At 69.5% G+C, this 15,289-nt stretch carries 8 protein-coding genes; 4 read left to right on the forward strand and 4 right to left on the reverse strand.

Translation table 11 applies throughout. From position 1 onward, the window contains the following. Positions 1–757: 757 nt before the first annotated feature. The 3 genes from bioD to G361_RS0116380 all read right to left on the reverse strand — a co-directional run bounded on the left by bioD (position 758) and on the right by G361_RS0116380 (position 4,063). Positions 758–1,438: a dethiobiotin synthase gene (gene bioD, locus G361_RS0116370; protein WP_019928178.1), complete on the reverse strand. Its 681-nt coding sequence runs from the start codon at positions 1,436–1,438 to the stop codon at positions 758–760. 61 nt (positions 1,439–1,499) lie between these two features. Continuing rightward, entirely contained in the window at positions 1,500–2,642 is a 1,143-nt protein-coding gene (locus tag G361_RS0116375) for an 8-amino-7-oxononanoate synthase (protein ID WP_019928179.1), read from the reverse strand. Between the two features lie 152 nt (positions 2,643–2,794). Continuing rightward, positions 2,795–4,063: an adenosylmethionine--8-amino-7-oxononanoate transaminase gene (locus tag G361_RS0116380; RefSeq protein WP_019928180.1), complete on the reverse strand. Its 1,269-nt coding sequence runs from the start codon at positions 4,061–4,063 to the stop codon at positions 2,795–2,797. Positions 4,064–4,243: 180 nt separating this feature from the next. Between G361_RS0116380 and G361_RS0116385 the strand changes: the two genes are divergently transcribed. The 3 genes from G361_RS0116385 to treY all read left to right on the forward strand — a co-directional run bounded on the left by G361_RS0116385 (position 4,244) and on the right by treY (position 9,977). Then, entirely contained in the window at positions 4,244–5,269 is a 1,026-nt protein-coding gene (locus G361_RS0116385; RefSeq protein WP_019928181.1) for a helix-turn-helix domain-containing GNAT family N-acetyltransferase, read from the forward strand. A gap of 146 nt (positions 5,270–5,415) precedes the next feature. Further along, positions 5,416–7,533 (forward strand): glycogen debranching protein GlgX, encoded by a 2,118-nt coding sequence (glgX, locus tag G361_RS0116390; protein WP_019928182.1) that lies wholly within the window; start codon positions 5,416–5,418, stop codon positions 7,531–7,533. An 11-nt stretch (positions 7,534–7,544) separates the two neighbouring features. Further along, positions 7,545–9,977, forward strand: coding sequence for a malto-oligosyltrehalose synthase (gene treY / locus G361_RS0116395; RefSeq protein WP_081635516.1), 2,433 nt, complete (start codon positions 7,545–7,547; stop codon positions 9,975–9,977). A 157-nt stretch (positions 9,978–10,134) separates the two neighbouring features. Here the strand turns inward: treY and G361_RS43845 are convergent, their stop codons facing one another. Next, complete coding sequence (locus tag G361_RS43845) at positions 10,135–11,361, reverse strand: DUF2235 domain-containing protein (protein WP_081635400.1); 1,227 nt, start codon at positions 11,359–11,361, stop codon at positions 10,135–10,137. Between the two features lie 369 nt (positions 11,362–11,730). Between G361_RS43845 and dnaE the strand changes: the two genes are divergently transcribed. Next, on the forward strand, positions 11,731–15,282 hold the full coding sequence (gene dnaE / locus G361_RS0116410) for a DNA polymerase III subunit alpha (RefSeq protein WP_019928186.1): 3,552 nt from the start codon (positions 11,731–11,733) through the stop codon (positions 15,280–15,282). The last annotated feature ends 7 nt before the right edge of the window (positions 15,283–15,289 follow it).

Here is a 15,289-nt window from a genome sequence, read left to right on the forward strand (position 1 = left end):
AGGTGACGAGTTCGATACGCATCGGCACTGCGATGAGAGATTCGCCACGCGGATGCCACTGCCGCGTTCCGGCATGGGTGGCACGAGTGCGCGAATCACACCGGTACACCATTGATGCCTCAGAAAACCGGCGCGCCCCCGAACCCCAGCAAGCGCACCGAAGCGGTACCGGCAGCACAGCGAAAGCTCCGCAGCGGCACCAAAGCCCGGCACCGGCGCAGAAGTCCGGCAGCCTCACCGGAGTCCAGCAGCGCGGAAGCTCGGCAGTGGCACCACAGCTCGGCACCGGCGCCGAGACCGGCAGCAGCCTCCGCCCCAGAGTCCAGAAGCACCACGGAAGCTCGACACTGGCTCCCCTGCTTCGGCACCGGCGCTGAAGTCCGGCAGCCCCCGGAGTGCAGCAAGGGTGCGGAAACTCAGCAGCGCCGCGGAAGCCTGGCAGGACCGCCGAAACCCGGCAGCGGCGCGGAAGCCCGGTAGCGGCACCAAAATCCGACAGCCCCCTCAGCCCGGCATCACAGCGAGGCCCGGCACCTGGCAGCGCGCCGACGCCCAGCAGCGGCGTGGAGCCCGGCAGCGCCCCTCAGCCCGGCATCACAGCGAGGCTCGGCACCACCACGGAAGCCCCGCGGGGTCGCCGACACCCAGCAGCGGCGTGGAAACCCGGCAGCGCCCTCGGGGTCCGGCAGCGGCGAGGTTCATGACCACCGGCCTTCCGGACTTCACGGCGACCGGCATTCCCAACCCATCACAACACTCAGCCCAGATACGCTGCGGCCCAATCGGTTCGGAACCAGGTCGGAGCGGTGGCGGCGAATCGGGCCGGATCCCAGCGGCCGGCGCCCTCGGGCACCTCGCCGACCAGGTCGACGCCGGTCACGGCAGGCAGGTCTGTGCGGTTACATTCGGCGGCGAGATCGGGTGTGGCGGGCCAGGATCCGATCACCAGGCCCGCGCAGCGCAGGCCCGCGGCGCTGAGCGCGCGAACCGTGAGCTCACTGTGGTTGAGCGTGCCCAATCCGGCGGCGGCGACAACCAGGACCGGCGCGTCGAGCTTCGCGGCCAATTCGAGCAGCGTGAACTCACCGAGCCGAACCAGCAGGCCACCCGCACCTTCCACCAGGGTGAGGTCGGCGTCGGCGAGTCCGTCGATCGCGGACACCGTCTCACCGAGGGTCAGCAGCGGCTGCCCGGCGCGGCGGGCCGCGGTGTCTGGTGCGAGCGGGTCGGGATACCGGGCCGGTTCGACGGTCCGGGTCACGCCGGACAGCCGCCGAACCTCGGCCAGATCACCGGGTTCACCAGGGGCGATGCCGGTTTGAGCGGGTTTGCACACCGCGACCGTGCGTCCGGCCGCCAGAGCCGTCGCGGCCAGTGCGGCGGTCACAATGGTCTTGCCGACATCGGTCGAGGTACCGGTGACGATCAAAGTGCTCATGCTGCGCCTCCTCGTGCAGAGCGAGCCTCGTTGTGCCGCACCGCAATCGACTCGGGCCGGCTCATGCCGCCACCGCCTCACGGGCATCGGCGAGCACGTCGGCGAGAACCGTTGTGATGACGTCCATTTCGGCGTCGGTCAGGTCGGCGCGGGCGGTGATCCGCAGCCGCGAGGTGCCCTCCGGAACCGTCGGGGGACGGAAGCAGCCGACGCTCAGGCCGCGCTCCCGGCATGCCACGGCGGCCTCGTAGGCGACCTGCGGCTCCCCCAGCACCACCGATACGACAGCCGAATCCGGTTGCGGCACACCGGCGATGCGCGCGATCTCGGTGGCTCGCGCCAACACCCGGCTGCCGAGCGCCGGATCCTCGCGCAGCAGCCGCAGCGCCGCCCCGGCGGCCCCGACCGCCGCCGGCGCCAGACCGGTATCGAAGATGAAGGTGCGGGCGGTGTCGATCAGGTGCGCGCGCACCCGTTCGGTCGCCAGCACCGCACCACCTTGGGCGGCAAGGGCTTTCGACAGCGTGGCGGTGACGACGAGATCCGGCTCACCGGCCAGTCCCACCTCGTGCACCAGCCCGCGGCCACCCCCGCGCACACCCAGCCCATGTGCCTCGTCGACGATCAGCACCGCACCGTGCGCGCGGGTCACCCGATGCAGTTCGGCCAGCGGCGCCAGATCGCCGTCGGCGCTGAACACCGAATCGGTGAGTACCAGCGCCCGCTCCTCGGTGCGCGCACCGAGCAACCGCTCCACCGCCGCGACATCCCGATGCGGCGCGATCTCGACCCGCGCCCGCGACAACCGGCACGCGTCCACCAGCGAGGCGTGGCTCGCGGCATCCGAGACGACCAGGCTGCCGCGCCCGGCCAGCGCGGTTACCGCACCGAGATTGGCCGCGTACCCGGACGCGAACACCAGCCCGGCCTCCGCGCCGACGAACTCCGCCAACTCGGCCTCGAACTGCTCGTGCGCGGTGGTGGTTCCGGTGACCAGACGCGAACCGGTCGACCCGGTCCCCCAGGTCCGTACGGCCTCGACAGCCCCGGCGATCACGTCCGGATGCTTCGACAACCCGAGGTAGTCGTTGGAGGCGAGGTCGATCAGCCCGGTCTGCGGCGTACGCGCCCGCAACTCCCGGCGCAACCCGGCCCGCACCCGGTCCTCGGCCCGCTCGTCCAGCCAGTTCAACGGATCAGTCACAGGTAGCGAGCATACTTGAACACCGTTCAGGAGCAACCCCCCGCCACATCCGACAGGCCTGCGGCCCTGCCGAGAAAGCGGCAGACCATCGAGTGGTGCCGGGCTCGGATCACTACCAATGCCGACCGCCACGGTCGGTGGCGTCCCGGCTTTCAGGCCTCCGCCGCCGCGACCACGCCCGCCGCGATCCGCGCCACATCCTCCGCGGTCGAGACGAACGGCGGCATCGTGTAGACGAGGTTGCGGAACGGTCGCAGCCAGACCCCGGCGTCGACCGCGGCGTGGGTGGCCTTGCGCATGTCCACGGGCCGGTCGAGTTCGACGACACCGATCGCGCCGTGTACGCGCACCTCGATCACACCCGGAACATCCTGTGCCGCAGCCAATCCCGCGCGCAGCCCGGCCTCGATGCCCGCCACCTCGGCGGCCCAGTCCCGGCTCAGCAGCAGTTCCACGGAGGCGACGGCGACCGCGCACGCCAGCGGATTGCCCATGAAGGTGGGCCCGTGCATCAGCCCGCCGTGCGCGGCGCTGATCGCCTCGGCGATCTCCGTCGTGCACAGGGTCGCGGCCAGGCTCAGATATCCGCCGGTGAGCGCCTTGCCGACACACATCACATCCGGCCGCACCCCGCCCTGTTCGGCGGCGAAGAACGTTCCGGTGCGGCCGAATCCGGTGGCGATCTCGTCGAAGATCAGCAGCACGCCGTGCTCGTCGCACAACCGGCGCAGGTCGGCGAGGTAGCGCGGGTGGTGGAAACGCATACCCCCGGCGCCCTGTACGACCGGTTCCACGATCACCGCGGCGAGTTCGCCGGCATGCGCGGCCAGCAGCCGATCCAGTTCCTCGACGTAGCCGGGCAGGTACTCGGCGGGCGGTACGGGGGCGAAGATCTGATCGGCCAGCACGTCGGTCCACAGCGCGTGCATGCCGCCCTCCGGATCGCAGACGCTCATCGGGGTGAAGGTGTCGCCGTGGTAGCCGCCGCGCCAGGTGAACAGCCGCCGCTTCTCGGGCCGGCCGAGCGCTCGCCAATACTGCAGGCACATCTTGACCGCCACCTCCACCGACACCGAGCCGGAGTCGCAGAGGAACACCTTGTCCAGCCCCGCGGGCGTCAGCCGGACCAGCAGTTGCGACAGCCGCACCGCCGGTTCGTGGGTGAGGCCGCCGAACATGACGTGGCTCATCCGCTGTGACTGGGCCACCAGCGCCGCGTCCAGCACCGGATGCCGGTACCCGTGCACGGCCGCCCACCACGAGCTCATGCCGTCGACGAGTTCGCGGCCGTCGGCGAGGGTGAGCCGGGTGCCGGACGCGGACGCCACGATCAGCGGCTCGGTGCTCGCGGGGAATCCGCCGTAGGGATGCCACACGTGGGCGGCGTCGAGGGCGGTGATGTCGTCGGAGGTCAGGGGCACGGAAAGTCCTTCGCGCGGGTGGCTTGAACAGCGTTCAAGTTACCAGGCGGCCACGCACCACGGAGGGACGGGCAAGACCCCGCCCGGTCACGGCACGGCTGTTAATCTTTGACGGAGTCAACGAATTCGCCCGCGACGGCGTCGCCCCCGCACGCCGCGCACGAGCACCCGGGGTCCCGCATGAACACCGTCACCGACCACACCGTCGACGCCACCGATATCGCGACCGTCCGCGAGTTCAACCGCCGCTACACCCGGCTCATCGGCGTCCTGCACGAACATCTGGTCGAGACCGACTACTCCCTCACCGAGGCCCGGGTCCTCTTCGAACTGGCCCACGCCGGCCCCACCAACCCGCCCGCCCGGGCCGCGACGACCGGCCCCGCCGACGCCACGACCCCGAGCCCCATCGACACCGCCACCCTCCGCCACGATCTGGGCCTGGATCCCGGCTACCTCAGCCGCATCCTGGCCCGCTTCGAGGAACTGGGCCTGGTCACCCGCCGGCGTTCCGAACGCGACGGCCGCCGCCAGGCGGTCCGGCTCACCGACGCCGGCGCCGCCGCCTTCGCCGATCTGAACGAGCGCTCCAGCCGCGACGTGGCCGCACTGCTGGCCGGGCACTCCCCCGCCGACCGGGCCCGGCTGGTCGAGGCGATGCGGACCGTCGGATCCATCCTCGATCGCCGCGGCGGCGAACCGATCCTGCGCGAACCCCGCCCCGGCGACCACGGCTGGGTGATCGCCCGCAACGCCGCGCTCTACGCCGCCGAATACGGCTGGGACGACAGCTACGAGACGCTCGTCGCCCGGATCGTCGCCGAATACCTCGGCACCCGCGCGCCGGGACGCGAGCGCGCCTGGATCGCCGAATACGACGGCGCGCCGGTCGGCGCGGTGTACTGCGTGCGCGAGGACGACACGACCGCCCGGCTGCGGCTGCTGCTGGTCGAACCGTCGGCGCGCGGCCTCGGTGTCGGCTCGGCGCTGATCGGGGCGTGCCTGCGGTTCGCCGCGGACGCCGGCTACCGCAGCGTCGTGCTCTGGACCAATGACGTCCTCACCGCCGCGCGCCGGATCTATCAGCGCGCCGGATTCGAACTCGTCGAGTCGGCCCCGCACCACAGCTTCGGCAAGGATCTGGTCGGCCAGACCTGGCGGCTCGACCTCGAGCGGACGAATTTCCGGCCGGTCACCGCCGGGTAGCGTTGTGATCGATGTCGCGTTTCCGCACCGAAATCGCCACGACCTGCCATTTCGCTTCGACACCGGGAATACGGCGAATCCGGCGATCGGCGGCACTCCCGCCCCACCCGTCTCGCGGTTCCCGGGCGGGCGGTTAGGGTCGAAGTATGGTCCTGCCCGAACCCCCCGGTGCCGCGACGCCGCTGGGCGTCTGGCCGGGCGCCGCCTATCCGCTGGGCGCGACCTACGACGGAGCCGGCACCAACTTCTCGGTGTTCTCCGAAGTGGCCGAGCGGGTGGAGCTGTGCCTGATCGACCGCCTCGGCGCCGAGTCCCGGATACCCCTCGAGGAAGTCGACGGCTACGTGTGGCACGCCTACGTGCCCACCATCGCCCCCGGCCAGCGCTACGGATTCCGGATGCACGGGCCGCACGATCCCGATCGCGGATTGCGTTGCGATCCGGCCAAACTCCTGCTCGACCCGTACGGCAAGGCGTTCACGGGCCGGATCGACAACCATCCCGCGCTGTACACCCCCGGCGCGGATTCGCTGGGGCACACCATGACCGGCGTGGTGATCAATCCGTTCTTCGACTGGGCCCACGATCATCCGCCGAGACGTCCCTACGCCGAGACGGTCATCTACGAAGCCCACGTGAAGGGCATGACGATGACCCATCCGGCGGTGCCCCCGGAACTGCGCGGCACCTACGCCGGCATCGCCCACCCGGCGATCATCGATCATCTGAACTCGCTGGGCGTCACCGCGATCGAGCTGATGCCGGTGCACACCTTCGTGCACGACAAGATGCTGGTGGACCAGGGCCTGCGGCAGTACTGGGGCTACAACAGCGTGGGATACCTTGCCCCGCACCACGAATACGCCGCCGACCAGCGCGCCGGCGCCGCGGTCACCGAATTCAAGGCGATGGTCCGCGCGCTGCACGCCGCCGGTATCGAGGTGATCCTCGACGTCGTCTACAACCACACCGGTGAGGGCGGCGACGGCGGCCCGACGCTGTCGCTGCGCGGCATCGACAACGCCGCGTACTACCGTCTGGCGGAGGAGGATCCGGCCCGGTACGTCGACTACACCGGCACCGGCAACAGCCTCAACGTGCGGCACCCGCACACCCTGCAGCTGATCATGGACTCGTTGCGGTACTGGATCACCCAGATGCACGTCGACGGTTTCCGGTTCGATCTGGCCTCGACCCTGGCCCGCGAATTGCACGATGTGGACCGGCTTTCCGCCTTCTTCGACCTGGTGCAACAGGATCCGGTGGTGAGTCAGGTGAAGCTCATCGCCGAGCCCTGGGACGTGGGTGAGGGCGGTTATCAGGTCGGCAACTTCCCGGTGCTGTGGACGGAGTGGAACGGCAAGTACCGCGACACCGTCCGCGACTACTGGCGTGGCGAACCGGCCACCCTGGGCGAGTTCGCCTATCGGCTCACCGGCTCCTCGGATCTCTACGAGGCGACCGGCCGCCGACCCTGGGCCAGTATCAACTTCGTCACCGCACACGACGGCTTCACGCTGCGGGACCTGGTGTCCTACAACGAGAAACACAACGAGGCCAACGGCGAGGACAACCGGGACGGGGAGGGCCACAACCGGTCCTGGAACTGCGGCGTGGAGGGCCCCACCGACGATCCTGCGGTGCTGGCGCTGCGAGACCGGCAGAGCCGCAACATGATCGCGACCCTGGCGCTGTCCCAGGGCACCCCGATGCTGCTGCACGGCGACGAGATGGGCCGCACCCAGCACGGCAACAACAACACCTACTGCCAGGACTCCCCGCTGTCCTGGATGGATTGGACACTGGCGCAGAAGAATTCGGACCTGGTCGACTTCACCCGCACCGCACTCGCGCTGCGCGCCGACCATCCGGTGTTCCGCCGCCGCCGCTTCTTCGACGGCCGGCCCACCGCCGGGCACCGGCACCCCGGCGACATCGCCTGGCTCACCCCGGCGGGCACGGAGATGACCGACGCCGACTGGGATTCCGGTTTCGGCCGCTCGCTGGTGGTATTCCTCAACGGCGACGCCATCGCCGAACCGGGCCCGCGCGGGGAGCGGGTCAGCGACGACTCGTTCCTGTTGTGCTTCAATGCCCATGACGAGGCCATCGACGTCACCCTGCCCGGCACCGCGTTCGGCCTGCAATGGTCGGTCGCGCTGGACTGTTCGGCCGCCACCGGGCACGCTCCGGCGGACTACGCCGCCGCGGTCACGGTCGGGGTGCCCGCTCGCTGCCTGCTCGTTCTCCGCCGTACCGCATGATCGACACCGAGATGACAGACACTCCGACCCGACAGGACCGCACGCCGCGCCCCGCAGCGCCGGCTCGTGGAACCACCGTGCGCAGCACCTACCGGCTGCAACTGCGACCGGACGCGCTGACGCTGGCCGATGCCCGTTCGGTCGCGGAATATCTGCAGCAACTGGGTGTCTCGCATCTGTACCTGTCGCCGATCATGACGGCGATGCCGGGCTCCACGCACGGATACGACGTCACCGACCCCACCACCGTCTCGGCCGCGCTCGGCGGGCCGCCGGGCCTGAAGGCGCTGTCCGACGAGGTGCGCGGTCGCGGCATGGGCCTGATCGTCGATCTGGTGCCCAATCACGTCGGCGTCGGTGACGCGCGGCACAACCCGTGGTGGTGGGATGTGCTGCGCAACGGCAAACAGTCCGCCTACGCGCACTTCTTCGACATCGACTGGAGCACCGGCAACGGCGCCGGCGGCCGGCTCGCGCTGCCGGTGCTGCAGAACGACAACGATCCGGCCGCCCTCACCGTCGACCGCAGCGGCGCGGAACCCATGCTGGCCCTGCACGATCTGCGCTTCCCGATCACTCCCGGCACCGACGGCGAGAACGCGCTGCGCATCCACGACCGGCAGCACTACCGGCTGGTCAGCTGGAAGGCCGGAGTGTGCACGTACCGGCGCTATTTCGCGGTGTCGGGGCTGGCCGCGCTGCGGCAGGAGGATCCGGCCGTCTTCGACATCACGCACCGCGAGCTGGCCGCCTGGTGCGAACACGACCTGATCGACGGCGTGCGGGTGGACCATCCGGACGGATTGTCCGATCCCGCGGGCTATCTCGCACGGCTGCGCCGGTTGATCGGCCCGCACCGGCTGCTGCTGGTGGAGAAGGCGCTGTCCAATCGCGAACCGCTGGACGCCACCCTGCCCATCGACGGCACCACCGGTTACGACGCCCTCGACGAACTCGGCGGCGTCATGCTGGATCCGGCCGGCGAGGCGCCGCTCACCGAACTGTCCAAGCACTTCCTCGGGCACGGCAGCGACCGGGACTGGTTCCGCGACACCGAACATCGGATCAAACGCGCGGTCGCGGAGAAGCTGCTGGTACCCGAGGTGCGGCGGCTGGTGGCGGCGGTCAAACGCGACGGCGCCCAGTCCGACACCGCGCCGATCAGCGATCTGGCGCTGACCAACGCCACCATCGAGGTGCTGTCGTTCATCCCGGTGGCGCGCACCGACTACACCCCGCTGGCCGGGGTGATCGGCGCGGTGGTCGCCGAGGTGGCCAAGCGCAGCAGCGAACTCACCGTGCCGCTGTCGATCCTGGTGACGGCGCTGGCCTCCGGTGGCGAGGCGGCCCGGCGATTCCACCAGGTGTGCGGCGCGGTGGCGGCGAAGGCCGTGGAGGACACCATGTTCTACCAGGCCGCCCGGCTGGTGTCGCTGCAGGAGATCGGCGGCAATCCGGACCGGTTCGGCCGCTCGCTGCTGGACTACCATCTCGCCAATGCCGCACGGGCGCAACGCTGGCCGGCCACCATGACCGCCCTGTCCACCCACGACACCAAGCGCGGTGAGGACGTCCGCGCCCGGATCGGGGTGCTGTCCCAGGTGGCCGACATCTGGGCGCAGGAGGTCGAGGGCTGGCTGGAGCGGTGCCCACCGCCGGACCAGGCGAGCGCACTGTTCCTGTTGCAGAACATGTTCGGGATCTGGCCCGCCGACGGCCGCGCGGCCGCCGACGTTCCCGGCCTGCGCGAACGGCTGCATCGGTTCGCGGAGAAGGCCGTTCGCGAGGCAGGCACCCGATCCTCCTGGGAGGAGCCGGATCCCGAATTCGAGTCGGCGCTGCACCACTGGCTGGACGCGGTGATCGACGGACCGGTCGGCGCCGAACTCGGCACGCTCGTCCTGCAATCGGCCCCCTACGCGTGGTCCGACGGGCTCAGCCAGAAACTGTTGCAGCTGTGCGGGCCCGGCATCCCGGACGTGTACCAGGGCACCGAACTGTGGGAGGACTCGCTCGTCGATCCGGACAACCGCCGTCCGGTGGATTTCGGGCGGCGCCTGGCGATGCTCCAATCACTCACCAGCACACCGGAAGTGGACTCGTCCGGCGCGGCGAAGATGTGGATCGTGGCGTACGCGCTGTGGTTGCGGCGCGAGCGCCCCGACTGTTTCGTCGGCGGCGGCTACACCCCGATGTTCGGACGCGGCGACCACGCCTCGCACCTGATCGCCTACGGCCGCGGCCCCGCCGGCGAACCACCGCAGGTGATCATCGCCGCCACCCGGCACAGCGTCGGCCTGGCCGACTCCGGCTGGGGCGACACCACCATGGACCTCCCCAACGGCGCCACCTGGACCGACCGCCTCACCGGCCACACCTTCCAGAGCGCGGCCCGGATGGAGAAACTGTTCGCCCGGCTACCGGTCGCCCTGCTGGTCCGCTGAACCCGAGACCGGGACCCGCTGAGCCGCACAGCAATCGGCACGCCACCTCACACCGGTCCGGCCGGCCACCACGTGGCAGCCGGCGCCGGACCGCACCCGGCTATCTTGCCGCCGAGCGCTGTCCTGCCCAGCGGCACAGCTTTTCCGCCGCGAACGATCAGGCGCGCGACGGGGCAGGCAGTCCCGGGGGATCGACCACGGGCCGGCGGAACTCCTCCGGTCCCGGCACCGGCTCGACCGGCGGGGGTGTCCCCGGATCCTGTTCCCACCGGCGGAGATTCGGCGGGTGATAGGCCGGTGTGGGGGTCACGCTGGAGGACAGGTAGATCTTCCGGTCGCCGCGTGCGTCCAGCCGCCGCCACATATCGGCGTAGAACCGCGGATTACCCGAATTCACCAGCCAGCCGAGGGTATTCAGGATCCGGTAGCCGACGGTGAGCGTCTTGTTCGGCAACAGCGGCCCGGATTCGGCGTCCGCGCGATCCCCGCCACCGCCGGACGCCGTCCCCGGCCCGGCCGGCTCATCGCGCACCGGGCCGCACAGCCGGGCGAGCCGGTCCGGATCGAATTCCAGCCCCTGGACCCGCGCCTCACGGACCATCCAGCGCAGCGTGATGTCCGCCAGCCGGCAGTCGCTGTTGCCGCCGCCGACATCGCCGTGCGAGCCGGTGAACCACACCTGCTTCACCCGGTCGTGGCGCTGCCGCCGCACCCCTTCCTCGTCGGTGATCTCCCACAGGCACGGTTCGTAGACCCGCCGCCGCTCATCGATGGCCAGCGCCTGCCGCGCGCAGTGCACGATCGGCGGCAGCCGCAGATCGTGGAACCGGTACCGGCGCGAGGTGAAACCCGGCACGCCCATCGCGCCCACGGTGTCGAATACTCCCACGAATTTGATCGGCACCGGATGCGAGCAGTACCGCTCGCGGAAGGCCGCCCACTCCGGCGGATCCGGATCGTCCGGATGCGCCTTGCGCTGCCGGTAGATGGCCAGCGCCTCCGGGTAGGCCTGCTCGATCATCGCGTCCGTGGACAGCAGGCCCAGCCGGTTGATCATGCCGACCAGGCTGCGCGCGGTGAACGCGCCGCGGCTGAACCCGAAGACGAAGATCTCGTCGCCCTCTTCCCAATTGAGGGCGATCTGCCAGTACATGGTCGCCAGCGCCGCGTCCAGCCCGAGTCCGAACGCGCCGCCGAGCCATTTGTCGGCCGAGTAGCCGCGGGATCCGGGACCGTCGGTGTAGAAGACCCGTTGCCCCACATGTTCTCCCGTGCCGCTCGCGGTACCCAGCCGCACCGCCTCGGCGATCTTCACGATGTTCGTCACCGTGGGGTTGCTCTCGGTTCCCCAGGTTCCGTCACAACACACCACCAAACGTTTCATGCCCCGATCCTCTCGCTGCGGGCCACCCGAATCCTGCGTAGCGAACTACTCGAATGATCGCAGTGCCGCGGGTGTTCCGTCGGCGATCGGCCCGCATCCGCGGGGTCGGCGCGACAGCGAACCGCGGGCGCGCGGCACCCGCCGGTGGTAGCGCAGGGCCGGCAACCGGAGGGCGACGGCCACGGCCGCGGCCGGCAGCGCGATGCCGTCCACGACCCCGTCCCACCGCGGCGCCGATGCCCGGATCGGCGACCCACCGGCAAACCGCACGGACCCCCGCCGTGACCTTCGCCACGCGACGCGCCGGGGTCCTGGGACGATCCGCCCGGGGCTCCGAAACCTGTCGGGGGTGAGGCATACTCTCCTGTCGTGTCAGCCTCGCCGAAATCTTTCGTTCACCTGCACAACCACACCGAGTACTCGATGCTCGACGGCGCGGCGAAGATCACGCCCCTGTTCAAGGAGGCGCAGCGGCTGGGGATGTCCGCGGTCGGCATGTCCGACCACGGAAACATGTACGGCGCTTCGGAGTTCTACAACACCGCCAAGAAGTACGGCGTCAAGCCGATCGTCGGCATCGAGGCGTACATCGCGCCCGGCTCCCGGTTCGACTCCAAGCGCGTGCGGTGGGGCGACCCGAGCCAGAAGAGCGACGATATCTCCGGTTCCGGCGCCTACACCCACATGACCATGGTCGCCGAGAACGCGACCGGCCTGCGCAATCTGTTCAAGCTGTCGTCGCTGGCCTCCATCGAGGGCCAGCTCGGCAAGTGGGCCCGCATGGACGCCGACATCATCGCCGCGCACGCCGAGGGCATCATCGCCACCACCGGCTGCCCCTCCGGCGAGGTGCAGACCCGGCTGCGGCTCGGCCACGAGCGCGAGGCGCTGGAGGCGGCGGCCAAGTGGCAGGAGATCTTCGGCAAGGAGAACTTCTTCCTCGAGGTGATGGACCACGGCCTGTCCATCGAGCGGCGGGTGCGCGAGGGCCTGATCGAGGTCGGCCGCAAGCTCGACATCCCGCCGCTGGCCACCAACGACTGCCACTACGTGTTCGAATCGGATTCGGCCAACCACGAAGCGCTGCTGTGCGTGCAGACCGGCAAGACGCTGTCGGATCCGGCCCGGTTCAAGTTCGACGGCTCCGGCTACTTCCTGAAATCCGCCGACGACATGCGCGCGATCTGGGACGACGAGGTGCCCGGCGCCTGCGACAACACCGTCCACATCGGCGAGCGGGTGCAGCCCTACGACGACGTCTGGGCGCACCGCGACCGGATGCCGATCTTCCCGGTCCCCGAGGGCGAGACGCAGTCGTCCTGGCTGCGCCGCGAGGTGCTGCGCGGCCTCGACCGCCGCTTCCCCGCCGGCCCGCCGCAGGAATATCTCGACCGCGCCGACTACGAGCTCAGCGTCATCATCGAGATGGGCTTCCCCGCGTACTTCCTCGTCGTCGGCGACCTGATCAGCCACGCCCGCGAGGTCGGCATCAGCGTCGGACCGGGCCGCGGTTCGGCGGCCGGTTCGCTGGTCGCCTACGCGATGGGTATCACCAATATCGACCCGATCCCGCACGGCCTGCTGTTCGAGCGGTTCCTCAACCCCGAGCGCGTGTCGATGCCCGATATCGATATCGACTTCGACGATCGCCGCCGCGGTGAGATGGTGCGCTACGCCACCGACAAGTGGGGCAGCGACCGGGTCGCCCAGGTGATCACCTTCGGTACGATTAAAACCAAAGCGGCGCTGAAGGATTCGGCCCGTGTGCAGTTCGGCCAGCCGGGTTTCGCGATCGCCGACCAGATCTCGAAGGCGCTGCCGCCGCCGATCATGGCCAAGGACATTCCGCTGTCGGGCATCATGGATCCCGAGCACGAGCGGTTCAAGGAGGCCGCCGAGGTCCGGGAGCTCATCAACACCAACCCGGACGTCGCCAAGATCTACGAGACCGCTCGCGGCCTCGAGGGCCTGATCCGCAACGCCGGCGTGCACGCCTGCGCGGTCATCATGTCCTCCGAGCCGCTGATGGACGCGATCCCGGTCTGGAAGCGGCCGCAGGACGGCGCGATCATCACCGGCTGGGACTATCCCTCCTGCGAGGCCATCGGCCTGTTGAAGATGGACTTCCTGGGCCTGCGCAACCTCACCGTCATCGGTGACGCCCTGGAGAACATCAAGGCCAACCGCGGTATCGACCTGGACCTGGACACACTGCCGCTGGAGGATCCGCCCACCTACGAACTGCTGGCCCGCGGCGACACCCTGGGCGTGTTCCAGCTCGACGGCGGCGCGATGCGAGATCTGCTGCGCCGCATGCAACCCACCGGTTTCGAGGACATCGTCGCGGTGCTCGCGCTGTACCGTCCCGGCCCGATGGGCATGAACGCCCACAACGACTACGCCGACCGCAAGAACGCCCGGCAAGAGGTCAAGCCGATCCACCCCGAGCTCGAAGAGCCGCTGAAGGACATCCTGCGCGACACCTACGGCCTGATCGTGTATCAGGAGCAGATCATGCAGATCGCGCAGAAGGTCGCCGGATATTCGCTCGGCCGGGCCGACATCCTGCGCCGCGCGATGGGTAAGAAGAAGGCCGAGGTACTCGAGGCCGAATTCGAGGGCTTCGAGAAGGGCATGCTGGAGAACGGTTTCTCCAAGCCCGCGATCAAGGCGCTGTGGGACACCATCCTCCCGTTCGCCGGATACGCGTTCAACAAATCGCACGCCGCCGGCTACGGCCTGGTGTCGTTCTGGACGGCGTATCTGAAGGCCAACTATCCGGCCGAATACATGGCGGGCCTGCTGACCTCCGTCGGCGACGACAAGGACAAGGCCGCGGTCTATCTGGCCGACTGCCGCCATCTGGGCATCCAGGTGCTGCCGCCGGACGTCAACGAGTCCGAGCACAACTTCGCCTCGGTCGGCAACGACATCCGCTTCGGCATGGGCGCGGTCCGCAACGTCGGCGCCAACGTGGTGGCCTCGATCATCGCCGCCCGCAAGGACAAGTCGAAGTTCACCGACTTCTCCGACTACCTGAACAAGATCGACGCCGTGGCCTGCACCAAGAAGGTCGCCGAATCCTTGATCAAGGCAGGCGCTTTCGACTCACTGGGCCATCCGCGCAAGGGCCTGCTGCTGGTGCACTCCGACGCCATCGACGCCGTGATGGCCACCAAGAAGGCCGAGGCGATCGGCCAGTTCGACCTGTTCGGCGGCCTCGACGACGGCGACGACTCGGTCGCCGGCGTCTTCGACGTGAAGGTCCCCGACGAGGAGTGGGAGACCAAGCACAAACTCGCCCTGGAGCGGGAGATGCTGGGGCTCTACGTCTCCGGCCATCCGCTCGACGGCGTCGCCCATGTTCTCAACGCGCAGTCCGACACCCAGATCCCGACCATCCTCGGCGGCGATATCAAGGACGGCACCCAGGTCACCGTCGGCGGCATCTTCGCCTCGGTCACCCGCCGCATCAACAAGAACGGAATGCCCTGGGCCTCGGCCCAATTGGAGGATCTCTCCGGTGGTATCGAGGTGCTGTTCTTCCCGCAGTCGTACTCGGTCTACGGTATGGACGTCACCGAGGACGCGGTGGTCCTGGTGAAGGCCCGCGTCTCCGCCCGCGACGACCGCATCTCCCTGATCGCCAACGATCTGGTCGTCCCCGACCTGTCGGCCATCGGCGTGGAGAAGCCCCTGTCGGTCATCATCCCCACCCGCCTGTGCACCCCCGACAAACTCAGCGCCCTCAAACGGGTCCTCTCCAGCCACCCCGGCACCGCCGACGTCCACATCCGCCACATCGGTTCCCGCGAGAAGACCACCCTGCTGAAGGTTTCCGACAGCCTCCGGGTCTCCCCGTCGTCGGCATTGATGGGCGACCTGAAGGCACTGCTCGGGCCGGGCTGCCTGGCGAGCTGAGGCGACG

The sequence above is a fragment of the Nocardia sp. BMG111209 genome (assembly GCF_000381925.1).
Lineage (GTDB): Bacteria > Actinomycetota > Actinomycetes > Mycobacteriales > Mycobacteriaceae > Nocardia.

Bases quoted from the DNA above. Each gene is read 5' to 3' on its own strand.
- bioD (WP_019928178.1), bottom strand. From the start codon at position 1,438: ATGAGCACTTTGATCGTCACCGGTACCTCGACCGATGTCGGCAAGACC.
- G361_RS0116385 (WP_019928181.1), top strand. From the start codon at position 4,244: ATGAACACCGTCACCGACCACACCGTCGACGCCACCGATATCGCGACC.
- glgX (WP_019928182.1), top strand. From the start codon at position 5,416: ATGGTCCTGCCCGAACCCCCCGGTGCCGCGACGCCGCTGGGCGTCTGG.
- treY (WP_081635516.1), top strand. From the start codon at position 7,545: ATGACAGACACTCCGACCCGACAGGACCGCACGCCGCGCCCCGCAGCG.
- G361_RS43845 (WP_081635400.1), bottom strand. From the start codon at position 11,361: ATGAAACGTTTGGTGGTGTGTTGTGACGGAACCTGGGGAACCGAGAGC.